The sequence below is a fragment of the Streptomyces sp. DvalAA-14 genome (genome assembly GCF_900091855.1).
In the GTDB taxonomy this organism is placed as follows: domain Bacteria; phylum Actinomycetota; class Actinomycetes; order Streptomycetales; family Streptomycetaceae; genus Actinacidiphila.
The window spans coordinates 22250-43333 of the sequence record NZ_FMCH01000067.1; the positions used below are offsets into that span (position 1 = coordinate 22250).

At 72.3% G+C, this 21084-nt stretch carries 21 protein-coding genes and 3 pseudogenes; 12 read left to right on the forward strand and 12 right to left on the reverse strand.

The window, feature by feature from the left end; genetic code table 11:
* Positions 1-4: 4 nt before the first annotated feature.
* Positions 5-1762, forward strand: coding sequence for a sensor histidine kinase (locus GA0115240_RS03180; RefSeq protein WP_093735110.1), 1758 nt, complete (start codon positions 5-7; stop codon positions 1760-1762).
* A gap of 182 nt (positions 1763-1944) precedes the next feature.
* Here GA0115240_RS03180 and GA0115240_RS03185 read toward each other — a convergent pair.
* Together GA0115240_RS03185 and GA0115240_RS03190 are read right to left on the reverse strand one after the other, a co-directional pair.
* Positions 1945-2409: pseudogene (locus GA0115240_RS03185) on the reverse strand (LuxR C-terminal-related transcriptional regulator); the annotation flags it as partial.
* A gap of 304 nt (positions 2410-2713) precedes the next feature.
* Positions 2714-2950 (reverse strand): annotated as a pseudogene (locus tag GA0115240_RS03190) (transposase); the annotation flags it as partial.
* A 303-nt stretch (positions 2951-3253) separates the two neighbouring features.
* Between GA0115240_RS03190 and GA0115240_RS03195 the strand changes: the two are divergent.
* Both GA0115240_RS03195 and GA0115240_RS03205 read left to right on the forward strand, forming a co-directional pair.
* On the forward strand, positions 3254-4645 hold the full coding sequence (locus GA0115240_RS03195; RefSeq protein WP_237554560.1) for a serine hydrolase domain-containing protein: 1392 nt from the start codon (positions 3254-3256) through the stop codon (positions 4643-4645).
* 354 nt (positions 4646-4999) lie between these two features.
* A pseudogene (locus GA0115240_RS03205) lies at positions 5000-5911 on the forward strand (IS5 family transposase).
* 23 nt (positions 5912-5934) lie between these two features.
* On the opposite strand, the gene GA0115240_RS03210 reads toward GA0115240_RS03205, so the two are convergent.
* Genes GA0115240_RS03210 through GA0115240_RS03220 form a run of 3 tightly spaced genes read right to left on the reverse strand, consistent with a single transcriptional unit; the run spans position 5935 to position 7209 of the window.
* Positions 5935-6420, reverse strand: a complete 486-nt coding sequence (locus GA0115240_RS03210) for a transposase (protein ID WP_093735112.1) — start codon at positions 6418-6420, stop codon at positions 5935-5937.
* 24 nt (positions 6421-6444) lie between these two features.
* Entirely contained in the window at positions 6445-6858 is a 414-nt protein-coding gene (locus GA0115240_RS03215; protein WP_093735113.1) for a recombinase family protein, read from the reverse strand.
* 30 nt (positions 6859-6888) lie between these two features.
* Complete coding sequence (locus tag GA0115240_RS03220; protein ID WP_093735114.1) at positions 6889-7209, reverse strand: recombinase family protein; 321 nt, start codon at positions 7207-7209, stop codon at positions 6889-6891.
* 240 nt (positions 7210-7449) lie between these two features.
* On the opposite strand from GA0115240_RS03220, the gene GA0115240_RS03225 reads away from it, so the two are divergent.
* Positions 7450-8067, forward strand: a complete 618-nt coding sequence (locus tag GA0115240_RS03225) for a flavin reductase family protein (protein WP_093735115.1) — start codon at positions 7450-7452, stop codon at positions 8065-8067.
* On the opposite strand, the gene GA0115240_RS03230 is transcribed toward GA0115240_RS03225, so the two are convergent.
* A complete protein-coding gene (locus GA0115240_RS03230) occupies positions 8021-8839 on the reverse strand; it encodes a TVP38/TMEM64 family protein (RefSeq protein ID WP_093735116.1) in 819 nt (272 codons plus the stop codon). The genes GA0115240_RS03225 and GA0115240_RS03230 overlap by 47 nt on opposite strands.
* Positions 8840-8942: 103 nt before the next feature.
* Entirely contained in the window at positions 8943-10166 is a 1224-nt protein-coding gene (locus GA0115240_RS03235; RefSeq protein WP_093735117.1) for an MFS transporter, read from the reverse strand.
* Positions 10167-10577: 411 nt separating this feature from the next.
* Here GA0115240_RS03235 and GA0115240_RS03240 point away from each other — a divergent pair, with 411 nt between their 5' ends.
* Positions 10578-11420: a spermidine synthase gene (locus tag GA0115240_RS03240; protein WP_093735118.1), complete on the forward strand. Its 843-nt coding sequence runs from the start codon at positions 10578-10580 to the stop codon at positions 11418-11420.
* Positions 11421-11486: 66 nt separating this feature from the next.
* Here GA0115240_RS03240 and GA0115240_RS03245 read toward each other — a convergent pair whose 3' ends face one another.
* On the reverse strand, positions 11487-12896 hold the full coding sequence (locus GA0115240_RS03245; RefSeq protein ID WP_093735131.1) for an MFS transporter: 1410 nt from the start codon (positions 12894-12896) through the stop codon (positions 11487-11489).
* Between the two features lie 787 nt (positions 12897-13683).
* On the opposite strand from GA0115240_RS03245, the gene GA0115240_RS03250 reads away from it, so the two are divergent.
* Together GA0115240_RS03250 and GA0115240_RS03255 are read left to right on the forward strand one after the other, a co-directional pair.
* Entirely contained in the window at positions 13684-14148 is a 465-nt protein-coding gene (locus GA0115240_RS03250) for a DUF4442 domain-containing protein (protein WP_093735119.1), read from the forward strand.
* A 186-nt stretch (positions 14149-14334) separates the two neighbouring features.
* The gene (locus GA0115240_RS03255) at positions 14335-14997 is read left to right on the forward strand and encodes a DedA family protein (protein WP_093735120.1); all 663 of its coding nucleotides are present in this window, start codon (positions 14335-14337) and stop codon (positions 14995-14997) included.
* A gap of 67 nt (positions 14998-15064) precedes the next feature.
* On the opposite strand, the gene GA0115240_RS03260 is transcribed toward GA0115240_RS03255, so the two are convergent.
* Positions 15065-15625, reverse strand: coding sequence for a gamma carbonic anhydrase family protein (locus GA0115240_RS03260; RefSeq protein WP_093735121.1), 561 nt, complete (start codon positions 15623-15625; stop codon positions 15065-15067).
* A 58-nt stretch (positions 15626-15683) separates the two neighbouring features.
* Here GA0115240_RS03260 and GA0115240_RS03265 point away from each other — a divergent pair, with 58 nt between their 5' ends.
* Together GA0115240_RS03265 and GA0115240_RS03270 are read left to right on the forward strand one after the other, a co-directional pair.
* Complete coding sequence (locus GA0115240_RS03265; RefSeq protein ID WP_256069517.1) at positions 15684-16442, forward strand: acyltransferase; 759 nt, start codon at positions 15684-15686, stop codon at positions 16440-16442.
* Positions 16443-16493: 51 nt separating this feature from the next.
* Positions 16494-17024, forward strand: coding sequence for a YbaK/EbsC family protein (locus GA0115240_RS03270; RefSeq protein ID WP_093735123.1), 531 nt, complete (start codon positions 16494-16496; stop codon positions 17022-17024).
* 52 nt (positions 17025-17076) lie between these two features.
* On the opposite strand, the gene GA0115240_RS03275 is transcribed toward GA0115240_RS03270, so the two are convergent.
* Entirely contained in the window at positions 17077-17550 is a 474-nt protein-coding gene (locus tag GA0115240_RS03275) for a carboxymuconolactone decarboxylase family protein (protein ID WP_093735124.1), read from the reverse strand.
* A 113-nt stretch (positions 17551-17663) separates the two neighbouring features.
* On the reverse strand, positions 17664-18071 hold the full coding sequence (locus tag GA0115240_RS03280) for a CoA-binding protein (RefSeq protein WP_093735125.1): 408 nt from the start codon (positions 18069-18071) through the stop codon (positions 17664-17666).
* Positions 18072-18164: 93 nt separating this feature from the next.
* On the opposite strand from GA0115240_RS03280, the gene GA0115240_RS03285 reads away from it, so the two are divergent.
* Positions 18165-18791 (forward strand): YigZ family protein, encoded by a 627-nt coding sequence (locus tag GA0115240_RS03285; RefSeq protein WP_093735126.1) that lies wholly within the window; start codon positions 18165-18167, stop codon positions 18789-18791.
* A gap of 11 nt (positions 18792-18802) precedes the next feature.
* Here GA0115240_RS03285 and GA0115240_RS03290 read toward each other — a convergent pair whose 3' ends face one another.
* Positions 18803-19069 carry a Smr/MutS family protein gene (locus GA0115240_RS03290; RefSeq protein ID WP_237554557.1) on the reverse strand — a complete coding sequence of 89 codons (267 nt, stop codon included), beginning with the start codon at positions 19067-19069 and terminating at the stop codon, positions 18803-18805.
* Between the two features lie 160 nt (positions 19070-19229).
* Here GA0115240_RS03290 and GA0115240_RS03295 point away from each other — a divergent pair, with 160 nt between their 5' ends.
* Both GA0115240_RS03295 and GA0115240_RS03300 read left to right on the forward strand, forming a co-directional pair.
* Positions 19230-20390 carry an exonuclease SbcCD subunit D gene (locus tag GA0115240_RS03295; protein ID WP_093735127.1) on the forward strand — a complete coding sequence of 387 codons (1161 nt, stop codon included), beginning with the start codon at positions 19230-19232 and terminating at the stop codon, positions 20388-20390.
* A gap of 7 nt (positions 20391-20397) precedes the next feature.
* The coding region (locus tag GA0115240_RS03300) for an AAA family ATPase (RefSeq protein WP_141708704.1) at positions 20398-21084 on the forward strand (687 nt) is incomplete at its 3' end.

A 21084-nucleotide genomic window follows, 5' to 3' on the forward strand; every position in this document is an offset into this window, starting at 1 on the left:
ACCGTTGAGCGAGACCAGCACGGAGTCCGGCGGACAGCTGCCCAGATTGCGGCTGGACGAACTGCTCGAAGAGCTACAGACTCGGATCGACACGATACGCGGGACACGCGACCGGCTGCACGGCCTGTTGGAGGCGGTGCTGTCGGTCGGGCGGGAGCTGGACCTGCCGCACGTGCTGAGACGGATCGTGGAGTCCGCCGTCGTACTCGTCGATGCGGAGTACGGTGCCCTCGGTGTGATCGGAGACGACGCCCAACTGTCGGAATTTCTCACCGTCGGAATCCCCGACGAACAGGCGCTGAAGATCGGGCCGCTTCCCTCGGGGCACGGAATCCTGGGCGAATTGATCCGCAACCCGGAAACCCTGCGCCTGCCGGAGCTTTCCGCGCACCCGGCCTCCCACGGCCTCCCCGAGAACCATCCGCCGATGCGCACCTTTCTCGGAGTCCCGATCCGGGTACGGGACGTGGCTTTCGGGAACATCTATCTGACCGAGAAACGGGGCGGCCGGGAATTCGACACGGAGGACGAGGCTCTGCTGGCCACCCTCGCTGTCGCGGCCGGAATCGCCATCGAGAACGCCCGGCTGTACAAGAGGGCCCGTGAAGGCCAGCGTTGGATGGAAGCGAACGCCGAGGTGGTCAGTGAGCTGCTGTCGGGTGCCGACGAGACACCCGTACTGGAACTGATCATCGACCACGGCCGCCGCATCCTCGGCGCGGACCTGGGCGTTGTCGCGCTGCCCGTTGCCGGCGGCACGGACCTGCAGGTGACGATCGCCGTAGGTGTCGACGCAGAGAGCCATCGGGGGCTGGTACTGCCGGGCGAGGGCTCCTTCATGGGGGCCGCCATCGCCGCGGGGCGGCCGATCACCACGCCGCATATCGCCAAAGATCCCAGGGTCACCGTGGGCCCTCCGCGTTGGCAGGGGCTCGGGCCGGTGGTGGCCGTCCCCATGGTGGCCGGCGAAAAGGCACGGGGCGTGCTGATGCTCGCACGCAAGGAGGGCTCGGTCGAATTCACCGAAGCAGAAGCGTCGCCGCTGCTCAGCTTCGCGGGCCACGCCGCACTGGCACTCGAGCTTGCCGAACGACGCCGCGGCGCTGAGCAGTTGGCGCTGCTGGAGGATCGCGACCGGATCGCCCGCGATCTTCACGATCTCGCCATCCAGCGGCTGTTCGCGACCGGGATGACGCTCCAGAGCGCGCTGCGGTTCGTTGACCATCCTGAGGCCAGCGAGCGGCTGATGCGGGCGGTGGACGATCTGGACGAGACCATCAAGATCATCCGATCGACCATCTTCGGACTGCGGGTCCGCGCATCCGGCCGAGCCGTTCAGGGCCTGCGGGTACGGGTGTCGGGCGCGATGGCGCAGGCCGCCCGTACGCTCGGCTTCACCCCGGGGCTGCGCATGGAAGGGCTCATCGACACCGACGTGCCGCCGGCCGTCGCCGACGACGCCGTCGCCGTGCTGGCCGAGGCTCTTTCCAACGTCTCACGCCACGCAAGGGCCACGACCACCGGTGTCTCGTTCGCCGTTGCGTCCGGAACTCTGACCGTCACGGTGAGCGACAACGGCGTCGGCATGCCCGCCGGCAGCCGGCGAAGCGGCCTCGACAACCTCGCAGTGCGGGCCGAGCGCCACGGCGGCACCATGGACATCCGCTCCGGCGCGGAGGGCGGCACCCGCCTGGTCTGGCGCGTTCCGGTGGCGAGAGCCGACACCGGACCCGCCGAGAAGCCGCGCCCGTTGTTGAGTTGACGTGCAAGCCGATCGCGGACCGGTGCGGGGCCCGACTGGCAGCCGGGAGCGAGGCACCGGACGACACCGCGATCAGGTCCAGGCGGCCCTGCCGACGCGGGCCTTTGGCCGCACATCGATGTCTCGGAATGCCTTCCGCCACGACAGCTTACCGGGCTGCCTCCTCTCGACACCGTTCGTCGTCACCGGTGTCCGCGTTCGGTGTCCGCCGTCGGCGTCATCCCTCGGGCGAGGATGACGGCGGCCTGGCCGCGGCGCTCGACGCCGGGTTTGGCCAGCAGCCGGCAGACATTGTTCTTCACCGTCTTCTCGGACAGGTACAGGCGCTGCCCGATCTGCCGGCCGGTCGGGCCCTCACCGATCAGGCCGAGGATGTCGCTCTCCCGGGGCGAAGCGCGTTGAGCGCCTGCTGCCGGGGTCGGTGCCCTTATCACGCCGACTGCTCAGCAACCGGGCGGTGGTGGCCGGGTCGACCATCGACTGCCGGCAGGCGACGGTGCGGACCGCTGAGACCAGGTCGGAACCCCCGATCTGCTTCAGCAGTCAAGCGGCCGCGCCCGCCATGACCGCTCCAGCAGCGCATCGTCGTCATGGAAGGACGTCAGCAAAAGGCAGGCCAGGTCCGGTATGGCCGAGCGCATCTGCCGCTCGACGCCGGCCTCCAGACCGAAGCGGTCCGAAGAGACAGGGGAGTGCTCACTGGACGCAGCTCCGGGCGCTCGTGCCGACCGACACCCAGCACGTTCCGCGGAACCCAAGGTGCCGCCCGCGCGGGGATACTGGACCTTGCATGAGCCCTCGTTGGACATCGGCGGGGGCTCTTTGCCTGCCGGGTCTGGGGTTGTTGCGGGGGTGGGCAGGTCGGTGGCCCGGCTGTCGTGTCGGGTGGGCGCCGGGTTCCACGGTTCCGAGGGCGTTCGGGTGCTCGTCGGGGTGGGCCGCTTTTGCTGGTCAGCCGGGGTCCGGTGGGGCTTGGAGTCTGGTCAGGGCGCTGGTGATCACATGGGTCCAGGGCCAGTGGCGGGCCAGGCGGAGGATGCGTTGGCGGCCGGTGGTGATCAGGCGGGCGGCGGTGCAGGACAGTTGGAGCCGCAGGCGTTTGGGTTCCCAGCGGCGGGCTTGGCCGGTCAGCGCGAGCATCGGCATATAGGCCAGTGCGAGCTGGACGATCTCCAGCCAGAGCTGGTTGCTCCCTCGCCTCCCGTGCCTTCGCCTGCTGTCCTGCCAGACGGCAAGCGCTGGCTAGATGCGCGTTGGCGCTGGCCGCCATACCGGTAGGATCGGTCGTCGGAGTCAGGAGCCCGCCCTGCGGCGGCACCGCGCGTCGGACACAGGGGCGCCCGATTCCAGGGGCCGCCGCCGTACCGACTATAACCGCGGAACCGTAGCCGGCACATCGGTCCCGCGAGGGACGAATCGCCCACGCTCGCGCCCTACCTTCGGACCCGTTACCTCACAGGGCTGGAGGACGCGGTGCGATTGGTGGACGCGATGGTTCGGGAGCAGGTGGGCGGAGGCGAACCCGGCGTCGCCGTGGCCGTCACGCAGGAGGGTGTCGTCGTCCACCAGGGCTGCTACGGCCTTGCTGACGTCGAATGGCGGCAACAGGTCACACCGGACACCGTGTTCGCCCTCGCGTCGCTGACCAAGCCGTTCACCGCGCTGGCCGCCGTGCTTCTCGCCCGGGACGGCGCCCTGGACCTCGACGCCCCCCTCACCGACTACCTCGACGGATATCCGGACCCGCACGGGCTGCTGCGCCTCCGGCACCTGCTCACCCACACGTCGGGCATTCCCAATTTCGTGACCGCGCCCGGATTCCTGGACGGCCCGCAGCGCCTGGACCGCTCACCCGAGCAGTTCGTCGGGCTCTTCGCCCACCTGCCGCTCGATTTCGCCCCGGGAACCCGCTACGGCTACAGCAACTCCGGATATCGGCTGCTGGACCTGATCATCGAGCGGGCGGCAGGCGCTCCGTTCGGACAGGTTCTCCACGACCGCGTCCTGGCCCCCGCAGGCATGAGCCGCGCCCGGATGCTCGACAACGCGCGGCTTGTCGACCGGCGCGCCCGCGGATACGAGCGCGCCGACCCCGACAGCCCCGACGGTCGCAGCATCACCGGCGACGCCGACGGCTGGCGCAACGCCGACTACATCAGCGCCACCGTCACCGGAGGCGCGGGCGGCCTGGGCGCCACCCTGGAGGATCTGATCGCCTTCGACCACGCGCTGCGCGACCGTCTCCTGGTCGACCGCGCGCTGGAGAAGCGGTTGCACACGCCGGTTGCCCTGGCCGACGGCCGCACCGAGGGATACGGCCTCGGCTGGGTGCTGAGCCACTACCGCGGCACTCCCACGGTCGGGCACGCCGGTGGTATCGAGGGCTTCTCCAGTTACTACGGCCGGCTGCCGGAACACGACACCGGGGTCATCGTGCTCAGCAACCGCGGCGGGTTCGACGCCATGGGCCTGGCCCGTCGCCTGATCGACCACCTGCTGCGGCTGCCCGAGCCCGCAGCGCGGCTCGCCACCGTCCGGCACCGGCCCGAGCGGTGGACCGGGACGTACACCGACACGGTGGGCGCGTCCGCCCAGCTCGTAGTCCACGAGGGAGACCTCGTCCTCCTGCATGGCGGACGGCGCCGGCGGATGGTCCCGCTCGACGCGGCGACCTACGCGGATCCCCGGGATCCCGGGGTCCTGCTCCGCTGCCACCCCGCCGGGAGCTGGCTGGCGTCCATCACCGTCACCCACCCCTTCACCTGGTTCACCGGCCACCGCCGACAGGACGGCGGCGAGCAGCAGGGGAGCGAACCCGTCCACCCGGCAGGACGCGAGTACGGCCGAGGCGGAGCATTGCCCCCAGCCCTAGGCCCTGTCTGACAAATGATCATCCCTGTGATGAGGCGGGGGTTGCCGTGCTGGTTCAGCCGAGCGATGCTGGGCCGATGCCAGGGCAGCGGAAGAGGCGTCAGCGACAGGACCTGGGCCGCAGGGCCGCCAGCGCATCGACTCTCGAGTCCGGCAGCTGGAAGGTGCTCTTCGAGACCCAGGAGGAGTCGGAATGGCGGGCTCACCTCCGTGGCCTCCGCGCCGCCGACGGCCAGATCGACTGGGCGATGACTCGGATCGACACGTTGTGTGGCCGGCTGAGCCAGCCGACCACCTATCGGTTGAGTCTGTTCGTGCCGGATCCAGAGGGTGGTCCCGGCCGGAGCCGCCCTGATAATTGATCTTGTGGCTGGTCGTGGTGAGTTGACGGATTCGGCGTGGGAGCGGATAGCTCCGTTGTTGCCGGTGCTGGATGGTCGGGGGCGGCCCTGGCGGGATCATCGGCAGGTGATCGATGGGGTGTTGTGGCGCTTGCGGACGGGGGCTCCGTGGCGGGATCTGCCGGAGCGGTATGGGCCGTGGCAGACGGTTTACGAGCGGTTCGCCCGGTGGGAGTCCGACGGCACGTGGGCCCGGTTGCTGGAGCACGTTCAGGTCCGTGACGATGCGGTCGGCCGCGTGGAGTGGACGGTTTCGGTGGACTCCACCGTCAACCGGGCTCACCAGCATGCCGCGGGTGCCCGGAAAAAGGGGCCCCTGGCGGGGACAAACTGGAGGATCCGCAACGCTCGGCGGCGCGGCAGGCCCTCGGCCGGTCCCGCGGCGGACTGACCGCGAAGGTCCACCTGGCGGTGGACGGCCGTGGCCTGCCCCTGTCGTTTGTCGTGACGGCCGGGAACGTGAACGACTCCACGATGTTCGACGCGGTGCTGGACGCCATCAAGGTGCCCCGTGCCACGGTCGGCAGGCCGCGACGCCGTCCCGACCGGGTGCTGGCCGACAAGGCGTACTCCTCCCGGGCCGTCCGGGCAGGCCTGCGGCGACGCGGCATCCGGGCCACCATCCCCGAACGCTCCGACCAGGTGGCCAACCGCAAGCGGCGCGGCACCCGCGGCGGCCGACCACCGGCCTTCGACAAAGAGCAGTACAAGGGCCGCAACGTGGTCGAGCGCTGCTTCAACCGTCTCAAGCAGTTCCGCGCGATCGCGACCCGCTTCGACAAGCTCGCTGTCCGCTACCAGTCGGGACTGCACCTGGCCTCGCTCATCTTGTGGCTCCGCGACACCACAGCATGATCATTTATCAGACACGGCCTAGCCCCCGCCCGTCAGTCTCAGCCCTCACCCCTTCGGCCGTAGCCGAGCGCGCGGCGATCGGCACGACCCCCGATACGGCGTTGGGTCAAAGCCGGCACGGCCGAACATCTGACGCTTGAACATTTTGATCTTGTTGTTGTGGCCCTCGACCGCGCCCGAGCTGTAGCTCAGACTCAGCCCGGCGACGACAGCGTCGAGGTCTTGGAGGAGGCCGACGGCGAGGGTGTGCACTGCCGGGACCTGGTCAGCCCGGACCGCAGCGATCCACTCCTTGAGCTGCCTGCCACGTCGATCGTTCATGACCTCGGCGAAGGCCCGGACGTGCCGGGCCGCGGCGGCCAGGGCCGGGACCCGGGCCAGAATCTCCTTCAGACGCTGGGCGTCGTCGGCGTCGAGCCGGTCGGGGTGCCGGGTGATCCAGCCGGTGACGTCGCGGACCGAGGGCCTGCGCCGCGGCGGGTCCTGGCGCGGGAACGCCTGGCGGAGCCGGTGGACGTACTTGCGGACGATCTGCTCCTTGCCAGGGAAGCCGCGCTAGACGATCTCCTCGAACAGGCGACGCGCGTTGGTGCAGCCCCGCGCGAACCGCTGGTCGATGTGCGGCTTGAACGGGTCGAGGATGCCGGCCCTCATGGTCGAGGACCACTTCGCGGACTGCGGCGGCGTGATGCCTTCCTGGTTGAAGCGGGTGGCGATGCTGTAGGCGGTTTCGCCGGTCAGGCATTGGGCGTAGACGCGGCGGACAACTGCGGTCTCTGGGCCGAGGGGCTTGCCCTTGTCCGGGCCGGTGCGGATCCATCCGTAGGGGATGCGGCCCTGGATCCTGCCTTGTTGTGCGGCGGCCAGGTGCATGCGGGCGACGCGGCGGGAGGAGTCCTCGGAGGACTTCAGCGCCATCACGCACATCATGCGGGCCATGTGGCGGTCGTTGTCGTTGATCAGGTTCATCCGCCCGCCGGTGGCGCCGATCGCCGGCCGCTAGACGTACTCGATGATGTCGATCAGGTCTTCGAGGTCGCGCGGTTGGCGGACCAGGCGGTCCAGGTCGTAGAAGACGACGCCGTCGACGACACCGGCCGCCAGGTCCGCGAGCAGCTGGTGGAACCTGGGGCGGACCACGATCCAGTCGACGGAACCGTCGGGGCGGACGACCTTGCGCTTCTTGAACGCCGAGGTGTCGTTCTCCCGGTAGACCTTCGCGAACGGGCCCCAGCGAAGGTGGCGGCGGGTGTGTTCGGTGTCCTCGCTCTGCCGCTCGACGCCGGCCTCCAGACCGAAGCGGTCCGAGGAGATCCGCAGATACGCCCTGGGCGCTTCGGGACGTAAGCCGAGAGTTGGTCGAAGAGATTGAGGGTCACCCCGCGGCGCCGGGCCCGCGGGGGACGACGAGGTCGTCCCAGGGGGGCAGGGGAGTGCTCACTGGACGCAGCTCCGGGCGCTCGTGCAGACCGACACCCAGCACTCTCCGCAGAACCCAACGTTTGGCCGCCCCGTGATTCGCCCCTGGGATCTGCCGCTCGCGCGGGGATACTGGACCCTATGCGTATCAATTTCGACCCCAGCGAGCTGGACCGGAACACCTTCTACAAGCTGCTCACGGCGGTGGTCGTGCCCCGGCCGATCGCCTGGGTGTCGACAACCAACCGGGACAGCGGAACGGACAACCTCGCCCCGCACAGCTTCTTCACGGTGTCCTGTGTCAGCCCGCCCATCGTGCAGTTCACGTCGGTGGGCCGGAAGGACTCGGTGCGGAACGTGGAGGAGACGGGCGAGTTCGTGGTGAACCTTGCGCCCGAGCACATGTTCGAGCAGATCAATCAGACGGCGACGGACTTCCCCTCCGACGTCAGTGAATTCGACGCGGTGGGGATCGCCCGGGAGCCCAGTCTGCGGGTGAAACCGCCGCGGGTGGCTGCTTCGCCGGTGGCGTTGGAGTGCGAATTGCACAGCACGGTACGGCTCGGGGACTCGACGGTGGTGTTCGGCCGGGTGGTGCACGCCGCGGTGTCGGAGGCCGTGATGGTGGACGGCCATCCGGACGTGAAGAAGCTGCGACCCCTCGCACGGATGGGCAAGAACGAGTGGGGCACGCTCGGTGAGCTCTGGGAGATCAACCGGATCCCGCTGGAGGAGTGGCCGGACCTGCTGGGGCGTTGACGATCTCGTCGGACGCAGGATGACGGGTACGGCCGCGGCGGGCCACGGCTGCCGCCGCCACGGCCGTCACCCCCAGAAAGCCCAGCGACAGCAGGAAGACCGGCGAGGTGGGGGAGGCGGCGCGACTGCCCGCGACCACATAGGCGGCGGTGTTGGCCGCGCTTCCCGCCGCGGTGGCGGTGAGGAACGGAACCAGCCGGATACGGGACACGGCCGCCGCGTAGTTCGCCGCCGCGAACGGGACTCCCGGGAAGAGCCGCAGCGCCAGCGTGCTGCGGAAGCCGTGCCGGCTCAACTGCCGGTCCAGCGACAGGACCAGACGGCCGCGCAACAGTGGCCGCAGGGCGTCCCGGCCGAGGAAGCGGCCGAGCAGGAAGGCGAGCCCGGCGCCCAGCACGGTGCCGACGATGGCCGCCGGCAGGCCGGCGTGGATGCCGTACAGCGCTCCGGCGGCGGCGTTGAGCAGCGGACGCGGTACGAAGGCGACGGTGGCGAGGCCGTAGGCGAGGGCGAACAGCAGGACGGCGCCGGGGCCGGACGACGTGCGCAGCGGCCAGCCATGCGTCAGAAGGCGTTGCGGCTCCGATACGAGGGCGATCGCGATCGCCGAGGCCAGGAGCACGACCAGCAGCGCGAACCGGGCCCACGGCGAGAGCGCGGCCCGCGAGCACCGGGCCGCCCATCCGGCGGCGGGCCGGTCCGGCGAGGGACGGGCCGCGGCGCAGCCGGAGGTGGGCGGGGGAGCGGAGTCGGAGACGGCGGGGTCGACCACCCGGTGAGCCTAACCGAGAGCGCGGCCACCGCGCCCTCGCCGAAGCCCCGTGCCGACTGCCCCCCGCAGACCGGGCCCACCTCACCCCATCCCTGAGCCGCCGTCAGCCTGACGCCCCCACCCCGTCCGTCACCTCACGCGATCGCGGCCCGCCGGCGGCCACCACGGCCGAGGCACCACCCGGCGCCCGGTGGTCGAGGACGCCCGCGGTGATCGCGATCAACAGGCCGATCACCGCCAGCACGGCCCCGACCAGCGCGGGAGACGTCCAGCCCCAGCCGGCGCCGATCGCGATGCCGCCGAGCCAGGCGCCGCCGGCGTTCGCCAGGTTGAAGGCGGAGTGGTTGGAGGCGGAGGCCATGGTAGGTGCCTGGCGGGCCTTGTTCATGACCAGCATCTGCAGAGGTGTGGTGGTGAGGAAGCCGACCGCGCCGAGGATCACGACCGCCACCGGGGCCGTCTCCTTGGAACGCGCCGCGTAATGGAAGGCGACCAGCACCACGGACAGCGCGGCCAGTGAACCGTAGAGGGTCGGCCGCAGCGCGCGGTCGGTGAGCGGTCCGGCGGCGAGGGCCCCCAGCGTCATGCCGATACCGAACAGGGCCAGCAGCAGGGTGACGGTGGAGTCGGCGAAGCCGGTGACCTCGGTCATCATGGAGGCGAGATAGCTGTAGACGGCGAACACCCCGGCGAAGCCGAACACCGCGGTGAGAAGGCCGAGCAGCACCTGCGGATCACGCAGCGCCCGTAGCTCCTGGCCGAGACCGGCGTGCTCCTCGTCCGGCAGTCGCGGGACGAGCAGGGCGAGCGAGGCCAGGGCCAGCACGCCGATCGCCGAGACGACCAGGAAGGTCGCGCGCCAGCCGAGGTTCTGGCCGAGGGCGGTCGCCGCGGGGACCCCGACGATGTTGGCGACGGTCAGGCCGAGGAACATCGCGGCCACCGCCCGCGCCCTGCGGTCCTCCGCCACCATCCGCGACGCCACCACCGCGCCGACGCCGAAGAAGGCGCCGTGCGGCAGTCCGGCCAGGAACCGCCCGGCCAGCAGGGTGACATACCCGGGCGCGACGGCGGAGGCCAGATTGCCGACCGTGAACAGGCTCATCAGCAGCAGGAGCATCCGCTTGCGGGGGATGCGTGAGCCGAGCGCGGTGAGCAGCGGCGCGCCCACCACCACGCCGAGGGCGTACGCGGAGACGAGATAGCCGGCGGTGGGCACGGAAGTGCCGAGGTCGTGCGCGACGTTGGGCAGCAGACCCATCATCACGAACTCGGTGGTGCCGATGCCGAAGGCGCTGATCGCCAGGGCGAGTATGGCCAGGGGCACGGGAGTTCCTTCTCGGGACGGGGCGGGGCGGGGCGGGACATGACGGGACGGGACCGGTGCGGGACAGGTGTTGGGACGGGGACGGGCGTGGGGCGGGCGGGCGGCAGGTCGGGCCTGCCGCACAGGGGGTGGCTAAGTTCATCGCCGGAACAAATTCTCTCACCCCGGTCATTCCCGGACGCCACCAACGGGTGAAGTCGCGCTGACCATCGACCGCACGGGCGTGACAGCGGCCGCCGGCCGACCCCGGCACCGGGAGCCGGCCGGCAGATCTCCCCGCTGTCGCCCGGCGCGTCGCACCACGCTGCGGCGCGGATGCGACACGCCCGAGCGGCGCCGGTCCGAAAGAACCGGCCCCGGGCGGCGACGGCCCCCGTCGGCGGCCCAGGTGGCGGCTGGGAGAATCGACCGGTGACCCACGAACCCGTCCCCGTCAGCAGGGCCGTCGACTTCGGCACGGCCAAACTGCTGCCCGACCTGGACCGGCCGCGGGCCTGGCTGCTCACCGTGGACGGGGCTCCGCAGTCCTACGTGGACCTGGACGACCCCGAGCACCTGGAGTTCGAGTACATCCGGCGCATCGCGCACGTCGTGGAGTCCGCTTTCGACACGCCGGTCGACGCCGTGCACCTCGGGGGCGGCGCGCTGACCCTGCCGCGCCGGCTGGCGCACACCCGGCCCGGCTCGCGGCAGCACGTCGTGGAGGCCGACCGCGCACTGGCCGCGCTGGTCGCCGAGCACCTGCCGCTGATCGAGCCGGGCGTCACCGTCCACACCGCGGATGCGCGGCGGTGGCTGACGGCCGCTCCCGACGGAAGCGCGGACGTGATCGTCGTCGATGTCTTCGGCGGTTCCCGGGTGCCCGCGCACCTGACCTCGACCGAGTTCGTACGTGAAGCGGTCCGGGTGCTGCGGCCGCACGGTGTCTACGTGGCCAACATCGCCGACGCCGCGCCCTTCGCCTTCCTGGGTTCGCAACTCGGCAGTGTCCGCGCCGCGTTCGGCGGCGACGCGGAGCTGTGCGTGCTGGCCGAACCCGGGGTGCTGCGGGGGCGTCGCTTCGGCAACGCGATCCTGGCCGCCGCCGGCGGGCCCCTCCCGCTGGACGCCCTGGCCCGCCGGTGCGCGGCCGACGCCTTCCCGGCCCGGGTGGTGGCGGGCCGCGCGCTGCGTGATCTCACCGGCGCGCCGGTCCATGACGGGTCCGCGACGCCCTCGCCGGAGCCGCCGGACGGTGCCTTCACGGTCGGCTGAGCTGGAGGGCGCGCCCCCCAATGGCCTGGCCGTCGGGGCCGGGTCACGGGCCGAGCACCGGCGGGGTCAGCGGTCGGTTACCGCCCGGGTCGCGGGCGATGAGGCGGCCGGGCCCACCGGCTCCGCGACGGGTGGGCCCACCGGCTCAGCGAGGACCGGGCCCACCGGCGGGGCAGCCGGCCTCGCCACCGGGTAGGCGGCGACGCGCCGCTCCAGCCGCCGTACGTCCGGCAGCGCCAGCACCGCCCCGGTCAGCAGCACGACCAGCGCTGCCGACCCCCACAGCGTCCGGGTACGGCCGAAGGCGTCGGCCGCCGGACCGGCCGCCGCCATGGCCAGCGGGGTCATCGCGACCGAGCCCAACCAGTCGTACGCCGATACCCGGGACATCTTCTCCTCTGGGATCTCCTGGTGCAGGGCCAGCATCCAGCCGACCGCGAAGACCTCGATCGCGACGCCCGCCACGAACATCGCCACCGTCAGCACCCACAGTCGCGGCGCGAACGCGAGGGCGGCGGGCGGCAGCGCCAGGGGGAAGACGCCGAGCGTGCCGATCAGCAGGATGCGGCGCGGCTTCCAGCGCATCATCAGCAGCCCGCCGCACACCGTGCCGACACCGCTCGCCGCCAGGGCGAGCCCCCACGGCCCGGCGCCGCCGAGATGTTCGCGGGCGACCAGCGGACCGTAGACGGCCTCGCAGGCGCCGACCACGCCGTTGACGAAGCCGAACTGCAGCACGATGCCCCACAGCCAGGAGCGGGACACGAACTCCCGCCAGCCCTCGTGCAGTTCACGCAGGATGCCGCCGGGCGAGGCGGGACGCGCGGCGGTGGCCACGTCGATCCGGGAGCGCAGCCCGGCCGCCACGGCGAAACCGGTCGCGTCCACCGCGAGCACCCAGCCGGGCCCCACGCCCGCGACCAGGGCGCCGCCCAGGGCCAGGCCGCCGATGGTGGCGCCGTTCATGGACAGGCGGTAGGCGGAGAAGGCCTTTCCCGCGTGCGCGGTCTCGGCGGTGGACAGCACCAGGCCCTCGGAGGCCGGTGAGAAGAACGCCTGCGCGGCGCCGCCGGTGGCCGTCAGCGCCGCCATCTGCCACAGCGCGGGGTGCCCGCTGAGCACCAGCAGCGCGAACAGCCCCTGCGAGAGGGCGTTGCCGGTGTTCGCCAGCACCATTACCCGCTGGCGCGGCACGCGGTCGGCCACTGCGCCGCCGACCAGCAGGAAGACCACCATCGCGAGGGTGCGGGCCGCCGCGACCAGACCGACATCGGTGGCGTTGCCGCCTTGGTCGATGACGGCGTAGGCGGCGGCGATCGTCGCACCCGAACTGCCGAGGTTGGTGATGAAGGACGCGCCCAGCAGGAGCTGGAAATTCCGGCCGGCCCACGACGGCATGGCCGGGCGCCGGCTTCGGGAGGCGGGCGCGCGTGCTGCCGGGTCGTCGGGTGTCACCAGGGGACTCTCGCCGAGCATCCGGCGCATCGCAAACCATTTCGTGGCGCGGCGGCGCGGGTGGCCCTCCGGACCTGGCCGCGGCATCGGCTCCGAGGGCCCCCGGGCCGGGACCCGGGCGTCCGCCCGGTCACCGGGTCGTCCGGCGGCGCGACGGTGGCGACCTGTGCGCTTACTGTGTGTGCCCGGCCGCCCGGCCCCGGCCCGCCGCCGATACGCCGGCGCGGCCGACCCGGACCTCAGCCCGGTGCCGGACCGGCCACTCCACCGGGCACTCCCGCCCAGTCTGCGAGGCGCCCTGGTGGCTGGGGTCAACGTGGCGGGCGGGGGAGCGCCCCCGGGGCGTCGCTGCCCGAGGCGCGGGCCGCCGCCAGCTGCCCGCCGGCCCCACTACGTCCGGCCGCGGCCTTACCGCCCAGATACCGGAGGGGTCACCCCGGTCTCAGCCGGGTGCCTCGACCGGCTGCCCCGGCCGAGGCGTCGTAGCCGCGGCCGTCAACGGCGGGCGGGGAGCGCCTGCCCGGCGCCGCTGCCGCCAGCTGACCGCCGGCCGCACTACGTCCCGCTGCGGCCCACCGCCCGGATACCGGAGGGGTCGCCCCGGCCTCAGCCGGGTGCCTCAGCCCGGCGCCTCGGTCGGCCGCCCGCCGAGGCGTCGTAGCCGCGGCCGTCAACGGGACGGCGGGGGAGCCCCTGCCCCGGGTCACTAGCCCCCGGCGCCGCCCGCCGCCACCCGACCCGGGTCCGGCCCGCCGAATCCGGCGGGCGACCCCGCCCGGATGGTCCTACCGACTGGTAACATCCGTGCATGTCCGATACGTTGCCCTCCGCTGGGCCTTCCATAGGCGAACTGCTCACGGCCACCGTCCCGATGGCCCGCACGCTTCATCTTGAGTTCGGCGAGACGACGGCGGAGCGCGCCGTGGTCTCGTTGCCCGACCAGCCCGACTTCCACAACCATGTCGGGGGTCCGCACGCCGGTGCGGTGTTCACCCTCGCCGAGTCCGCGTCCGGCGCGGTCGTGCTCGCGGCCTTCGGTGAGCAGCTGAGCCGGGCGGTGCCGCTCGCGGTCCGCGCCGAGATCGCCTATGTGAAGCTGGCCAAGGGGGCGGTCACCGCCACCGCCGTACTCGGGCGGCCCGCCGCCGACGTGGTCGCCGAACTGGACGCCGGCACCCGGCCGGAGTTCCCCGTCGAGGTGTCCGTGCGCCGCGCCGACGGCGCCGAGACGGCCCGGATGACCGTCGTCTGGACGCTGCGGCCGAACAGCTGACCGGGGGCCGCCGGCCGCGGCCGCGTCCCCGCAGGTCGCGCGCCGGTCTCCCGCGGTCCGGTGGCGGCCCGCCGGGCGTTCGCGCTGCGCACCCCTGGCGGGAAGGTTTCGCCCGCGCGGTCGGTTAGGCTTCCACGGGACGCGCCGGGTGCGCGAATCCGACGTCGTGGTGGGGAGGTACTGGCTGTGCATGTCCAGGACTGGCTGGACGGCATCCCGCCGGTCGCCGTTTATCTGATGGTGTTCCTGGTGGTCGGGGTCGAGAGCCTCGGCATCCCGCTGCCGGGCGAAATCGTGCTGATGACCGCCGCGCTGCTGTCGTCGCAGGGGCACGTGAACCCGTGGGTGGTCGGCGCCAGTGCCGTGATCGGCGCGATCGCCGGGGACTCGATCGGATACTCCATCGGGCACAAGGGCGGACAACCCCTGCTCGACCGCCTCGGCCGGAGATTCCCCCGGCACTTCTCACCCGGACATGTGGCCAACGCCGAGCGCTCCTTCCAGCGCTGGGGCATGTGGGCGGTCTTCTTCGGCCGCTTCGTGGCGCTGCTGCGGATCTTCGCCGGGCCGATGGCCGGCGTGCTGAGGATGCCCTACCGGAAGTTCCTGATCGCCAACGCGCTCGGCGGCATCGCCTGGGCGGGCGGCATCACCGCGATCGTCTACTACGTGGGCGTCGTCGCCGAGCCCTGGCTCAAGCGCTTCGGCTACATCGGCCTGGCCGTCGCCGTCCTGTTCGGCCTCGCCTCGCTGCTCTACGTCAGACGGCGCGCGGCCAAGACGCAGGCGGAGATGGAGCAGGCGGCCGCCGAGCAGCCCGAGATCGCGGTGGCGCGCAGCCGGGAATAGCCGACCCGGCGCCGTATCACCCGCTGTGTCCCATTGATCCGAGTTCGCGGGCCGCAGGCGGTGCCGGTCAGCCCAGCGCCTCCCGGTGCTGCGCGGCGAGCCGCACATAGTGCTCGGCATTCAGCCGCACCGTCGCCCGTTCCTCCCGCGACAGCTCCCGGCGCACCTTCGCCGGCACCCCCGCGACGAGCGAACCCGGCGGCACCAGCATCCCCTGCGGTACGAGCGCCGCCGCGGCGACCAGCGAACCCGTCCCGATGTGCGCGCCGTTCAGCACGGTCGCGCCCATCCCGATCAGCACCTCGTCCTCGATCTCGCAGCCGTGCAGCACCGCGTTGTGGCCGACGGAGACATACGAGCCGATCAGCGCCGGGTAGCCCGGGTCCGCGTGCACCGTGCAGTTGTCCTGGATGTTGGAGCCGGCGCCGACGCCGATCGACTCGGCGTCGCCGCGCAGCACCGCGTGGTACCAGACGCTCGCCCCCGCCGCGAGCGTCACATCGCCCAGCACCACCGACCCGTGGGCGGTGTACGCGCCCGGGTCGATCCGCGGCGCGCGACCCGCGACCCCCGCGATCAGCGCCCCGGCCGACCCGTGCCGTACCGCGCCGTCGTCCCGCTCCGCCATGGCCACCGTCCTCCAGCCGATCCGCCTGCCGTCCACCGGCACCGTATACGGTGGGCCCGTGCGCAAGAATGAGAACGTGTTCTTCTCCGTGATCGGGGGCGCCGCAGCCTGGTGGCGCCGCGCGACCTCGCGGCTTGTGCACCGCGGTTGGCGCTGGGTGCAGAACGCGGGCGCGGTCACCGCCGCCCGCCCCGGACCGCTGCGCTTCGGCCGGATCGGCGAGGGCACCCGGCTCGCCTTCCCCCAGGGCACGGTCTTCGGCGAGCAGTGGATCCACCTCGGCGACCACTGCGTCGTCGGCGAGCAGGTCACCTTGACCGCCGGCATGATGCCCGGCCTCGACCTCGGCCCGCGCCCCGTGCTGCGGCTGGGCAACGGGGTGGTGCTCGGCCGGGGCAGCCATGTGGTGGCCTCGGCCCCGGTGGTCTTCGGCGACGACGTGTACTGCGGCCCGTATGTGTACGTCACCAGCGACAACCACTCCTACGACGACACCGCCCAGCCCGTCGGCAAGCAGTGGCCGCGCACCGCGCCGGTCGAGATCGGCTCCGGCAGCTGGCTCGGGTCGGGCTGCGTGATCCTGCCCGGCGCCCGGCTGGGCCGCAACGTGGTGGTCGCGGCCGGCGCCGTCGTCCGCGGCGAGGTGCCGGACTTCGCGGTGGTCGCGGGCGCCCCCGCCCGGGTCGTACGGCGCTGGGACCCGGACGCCGGCTGGCAGCCGCCGCTGCGGACCCCGCCCCCGGTGCCGATCCCCCAGGGCGTCACCCCCCAACAGCTGCTGGCGCTGAGCGAGTTGGAGGACCGGGCGGAAGCGTGACGCCTCGGTCGGCCGCTGCGGGACGGCGCCGGGGTTTGTTAGGTTCGCGGTATGCGCGCACCGATCGGGTCCTTCGAGGTCGTCCACCCCGCCACCGAACGACGTGAACTGCTGCCGCCGCCGGTGGCCGCCGCGGTGACCGCGGAGATGATCCTGGTGGATACCGACCCGGGGAAGGCCGACACCGCCGACTTCGCGGCCGCCTACGGCCCCGGACTGCTGGAAGTCTCGGCGAACTGCGTGGTCGTGGCCGGCAAGCGCGGCCAGGACGTCACCCTGGCCGCCTGTGTGGTGCTGTCCACCACCCGGGTCGACGTCAACGGCACCGTCCGCCGCCATCTCGGCGTCCGCAAGGCATCCTTCGCCGCGATGGATGTCGCCGTCGGCGAGAGCGGCATGGAGTACGGCGGCATCACCCCGGTCGGACTGCCGGCCCACTGGCCGCTGCTGATCGACGCGGCCGTGGTGGACACGCCCCACGTCGTGCTCGGCAGCGGCGCCCGGCGCGGCAAGCTCATCGTGCCGGGCAAGACGCTCGCCGAACTGCCCGGCGCGATCGTTCTGAGCGGCCTGGGTATCTAGCCGTCCCGCCCGGCCGGCCCGCCCCCGGGCCGGCCGGGCCCGGTGGCGGCCGTCAGCCGAACTGGCCCGGCTGGTAGTCGCCGGCGGGCTGCTGGACGATCACGTTCAGCCGGTTGTAGGCGTTGATGAGGGCGATGAGGGCCACCAGGGCCGTCAGCTGCTCCTCGTCGTAGTGCTTGGCGGCGTTCGCCCAGACCGCGTCGCTGACGCCGCCGGCCGCGTCGGCGATACGGGTGCCCTCCTCGGTCAGCTCCAGGGCGGCCCGCTCGGCCTCGGTGAAGACTTTCGCCTCCCGCCAGACCGCGACGAGGTTCAGGCGCAGCTGGGTCTCCCCGGCGTGCGCGGCGTCCTTGGTGTGCATGTCGGTGCAGAAACCGCAGCCGTTGATCTGGCTGGCGCGGAGCTTCACCAGTTCCTGTGTGGCGGCCGGCAGTGACGAGTCGGTGATGAGCCGGCCGGCCGAGTTGATGTGCTTCGCGAACCCGGTCGCGATGGAACTGCCGAAGAAGTTGAGACGGGCGTCCATGGTGATCCCCTTGCTGGGTCGACGGTTGCACAGCACCGACCCGTCCGCCCGTCGCGACGTGACCGCCGCGCGATGTGACGTACGTCTCCCTCGGGTCACCGGATCCGGCCGCGTCAGCCCAACTGGGGAATCTCGATCGCGGGGCAGCGGTCCATGACCATCTCCAGACCGGCCGCCCGGGTCCGCTCGTACGCCGCCTCGTCCACCACCCCGAGCTGGAACCAGACCGCCTTCGCTCCCGCCGTCACCGCCTCGTCGGCGACCGGGCCGGCCAACTCCGAGTTGACGAAGACATCCACCACGTCCACCGGGAAGGGGATGTCGGCCAGCGAGGCGTACCCCTGCTCGCCGTGCACCGTCTCGGCCTTCGGATGCACCGGGACCACCCGCTTGCCGAAGCGCTGCAGCACCGCCGCCACGCCGTACGCCGCGCGCGTGGTGTTGTTCGACAGGCCCACCACCGCCCAGGTGTCGCCCGTCCCGGTCAGAATCCGCCGCACTGTCGCCGCGTCGCCGTACATCTCGCCGTCCTCCCGCCGATGCCGTAGCATCCCATTACGCCTGCTCGAACCCGGAAATGTCCGCCGCCATTCCCGCCCGCATAGGCTGAACGGATGATTGACCGGTATCTGACGGTGCCACGCGAGGGCGTCCACGAGAGCGAGATCAAGCGTTCCCGCTTCCTGTGCGCGCTCGCCCCCGCCGACAGCGAGCAGGCCGCGCAGGACTTCGTACGCCGGGTCCGCACGGCGCACCCGGCCGCCGGACACCACTGCTTCGCCTATGTGATCGGCCCCGACGGCCGCCTGCACCGGGCGAGCGACGACGGGGAGCCCGGCGGGACCGCCGGCACGCCGATGCTCCAGGTGCTGCTCGGCCGCCAGGTGCGCGACACGGTGGCCGTCGTCACCCGCTACTACGGCGGCATCCAGCTGGGCGCGGGCGGACTGGCCCGCGCGTACGGCGGCGCCGTCTCGGCCGCGCTCGACCGGATCGGCACCGTCGAGCGCCGCCACCTCACGCTCGTCACCGTCACCACCGACCACCGCCGGGCCGGACGGCTGGAGAACGAGCTGCGCGGCGCCGGCCGCGTCCTGCGCGGCACGTCCTACGGCGCCGAGGTGGTCTTCCACCTCGGCATCCCGGACGCCGAGCTGCCGGCCTTCCGCTCCTGGCTCGCCGACACCACCTCGGGCACCGCCGGCTGCGCGGTGGAGGGCAGCGCGTATGTGGAGGTCTGACAGCGGGCGGTTCAGGTCGCCCCGGGCCGGCTGAAGTACACCAGGACGCGGCCGGAGTTGGTCGCGTCGGTCTCCATCCGGACGTACAGCTTCCTGATGTGCTTCTGGGCCAGGAAGGCGATCACCCGCTTCTTCAGCTGACCGGTGCCCTTGCCGGGGATGATCTCGGCCACCTCGGCACCCGAGCGGGCCGCCCGGAAGAGGAACTCGCGCAACGCGAGATCGATGTCGCGGTTGTTGCGGAAGATCGGGTGCAGATCCAGGCTGAGCAGCTCCATCGCCTCCGATCGTCCGTGTCGCGGGTCCACCGGGGGCCCCGTCTCTGCTCGGAAGGGTACGCCGCGCGCCCGCCGCACGGCGCGCGCACTCTACAATCCAGATCACCGCAGACCGGCTTTGAGGAATGGCGAGGACACACGTGCAGGTGGGGGCCAACGGGTGAGATTCCTGCACACCTCGGACTGGCACCTGGGGCGGTCCTTCCACCGGGTCAGCCTGCTCGGCGCCCAGCGCGCCTTCCTCGACCACCTGGTGGCCACCGCCCGCAGCGAGCGGGTCGACGCGGTGCTCGTCGCCGGGGACGTGTACGACCGGGCGGTGCCGCCGCTGTCCGCCGTCGACCTGTTCGACGAGGCGCTGAACCGGCTCGCCGACCTCGGCGTCCCCACCGTGATGATCTCCGGCAACCACGACTCGGCCCGACGGCTGGGCGTGGGCGCCGGATTGATGGGCCGGGCGGGCATCCACCTGCGGACCGACCCGGCCGGCTGCGGCCGCCCGGTCCTGCTGCCCGACGAGCACGGCGAGGTCGCCGTCTACGGACTGCCGTATCTCGAACCGGCCCTCGTCCGCCAGGAGTTCGGCGCCGAACAGGCCGACCACACCGCGGTGCTCACCGCCGCGATGGACCGGGTCCGTGCCGACCTGGCCGGCCGGCCCGCCGGGACCCGCGCCGTCGTGCTCGCCCACGCCTTCGTCACCGGCGCGGCGCCCTGCGACAGCGAGCGGGACATCACCGCGGGCGGTGTGCAGGCCGTCCCCGCCGAGGTGTTCGACGGGGTGCACTACGCGGCCCTCGGCCATCTGCACGGCTGCCAGACGGTCAGCGACCGCGTCCGGTACTCCGGTTCACCGCTGGCCTACTCCTTCTCCGAGGAGCACCACCGCAAGAGCATGTGGCTGGTCACCCTCGGCGCGGACGGCGAGGTGACCGCCGACCGCCTCGACACGCCGGTGCCGAGGCGGCTGGCCCGGCTGCGCGGCCGGTTCGACGACCTGCTCGGGAACCCCGCGCACGACCGGCACACCGACGCCTGGGTGGAAGCCACCCTCACCGACCCCTACCGGCCGCACGAACCCATGGCCGCACTCGCCAAACGCTTCCCGCACATCCTCAGCCTCGCCTTCGAACCCGACACCGGCGACGAGGACCGGGCTGCGTCCTACGCCCAGCGGCTGCGCGGCCGCACCGACGGCCAGATCGCCGAGGACTTCGTGGCGCACGTCCGCGGACAGGGGCCGGACCACGACGAACGCGCGGTGCTGAGCGAGGCGTTCGACGCGGTGCGCGCGGACGCGGCACGGACGGAAGGCGACTGACCCACCGATGCGACTGCACCGACTCGAACTCACCGCCTTCGGCCCCTTCGCCGGGACCGAGCACGTCGACTTCGACGAACTGTCCGCCGGCGGCCTCTTTCTGCTGCACGGCCCCACCGGCGCCGGGAAGACCTCCGTCCTGGACGCGGTCTGCTACGCCCTCTACGGGCAGGTGCCGGGCGCCCGGTTGGCCACCCGGCTGCGCAGCGACCACGCCCCGGCCGGCGCCACCACCGAGGTCGTCCTCGAACTGACCCTCGGCGGTCGGCGGTTGGAGATCACCCGGCGGCCCGAGCAACTCCGGGCGAAGAAACGCGGCACCGGAACGACGCTCGACAAGGCGGTCACCCTGCTGCGCGAGTACACCGGCGCGGCAGGCGGGGAGCAGGGAGACCAGTGGCGGGGGGTCTCCAAGTCCCACCAGGAGATCGGCGAGGAGATCAAGCAACTTGTCGGGATGAGCTGCGAGCAGTTCTGCCAGGTCGTGCTGCTGCCGCAGGGCGAGTTCGCCACCTTTCTGCGGGCCGGCGCGATCGAACGGGCCGCGCTGCTCGGCAAGCTCTTCGACACCCGCCGCTTCCGGTCCGTCGAGACGTGGCTGCGCGACCGCAAGTCCCGGGCCGCGCAGCGGCTCACCGAGGGCGACGCGGACCTGCGGGACCTCGCCGCCCGCCTGCGGCAGGGCCGCGGGGCC

What these genes read in the sequence shown, in the direction of transcription:
- GA0115240_RS03195 (WP_237554560.1), top strand. Translation starts at nt 3,254, where the DNA reads ATGGTTCGGGAGCAGGTGGGCGGAGGCGAACCCGGCGTCGCCGTGGCC.
- GA0115240_RS03215 (WP_093735113.1), bottom strand. Translation starts at nt 6,858, where the DNA reads ATGAACCTGATCAACGACAACGACCGCCACATGGCCCGCATGATGTGC.
- GA0115240_RS03225 (WP_093735115.1), top strand. Translation starts at nt 7,450, where the DNA reads ATGCGTATCAATTTCGACCCCAGCGAGCTGGACCGGAACACCTTCTAC.
- GA0115240_RS03245 (WP_093735131.1), bottom strand. Translation starts at nt 12,896, where the DNA reads ATGCTCGGCGAGAGTCCCCTGGTGACACCCGACGACCCGGCAGCACGC.
- GA0115240_RS03250 (WP_093735119.1), top strand. Translation starts at nt 13,684, where the DNA reads ATGTCCGATACGTTGCCCTCCGCTGGGCCTTCCATAGGCGAACTGCTC.
- GA0115240_RS03260 (WP_093735121.1), bottom strand. Translation starts at nt 15,625, where the DNA reads ATGGCGGAGCGGGACGACGGCGCGGTACGGCACGGGTCGGCCGGGGCG.
- GA0115240_RS03270 (WP_093735123.1), top strand. Translation starts at nt 16,494, where the DNA reads ATGCGCGCACCGATCGGGTCCTTCGAGGTCGTCCACCCCGCCACCGAA.
- GA0115240_RS03275 (WP_093735124.1), bottom strand. Translation starts at nt 17,550, where the DNA reads ATGGACGCCCGTCTCAACTTCTTCGGCAGTTCCATCGCGACCGGGTTC.
- GA0115240_RS03280 (WP_093735125.1), bottom strand. Translation starts at nt 18,071, where the DNA reads ATGTACGGCGACGCGGCGACAGTGCGGCGGATTCTGACCGGGACGGGC.
- GA0115240_RS03285 (WP_093735126.1), top strand. Translation starts at nt 18,165, where the DNA reads ATGATTGACCGGTATCTGACGGTGCCACGCGAGGGCGTCCACGAGAGC.
- GA0115240_RS03290 (WP_237554557.1), bottom strand. Translation starts at nt 19,069, where the DNA reads ATGGAGCTGCTCAGCCTGGATCTGCACCCGATCTTCCGCAACAACCGC.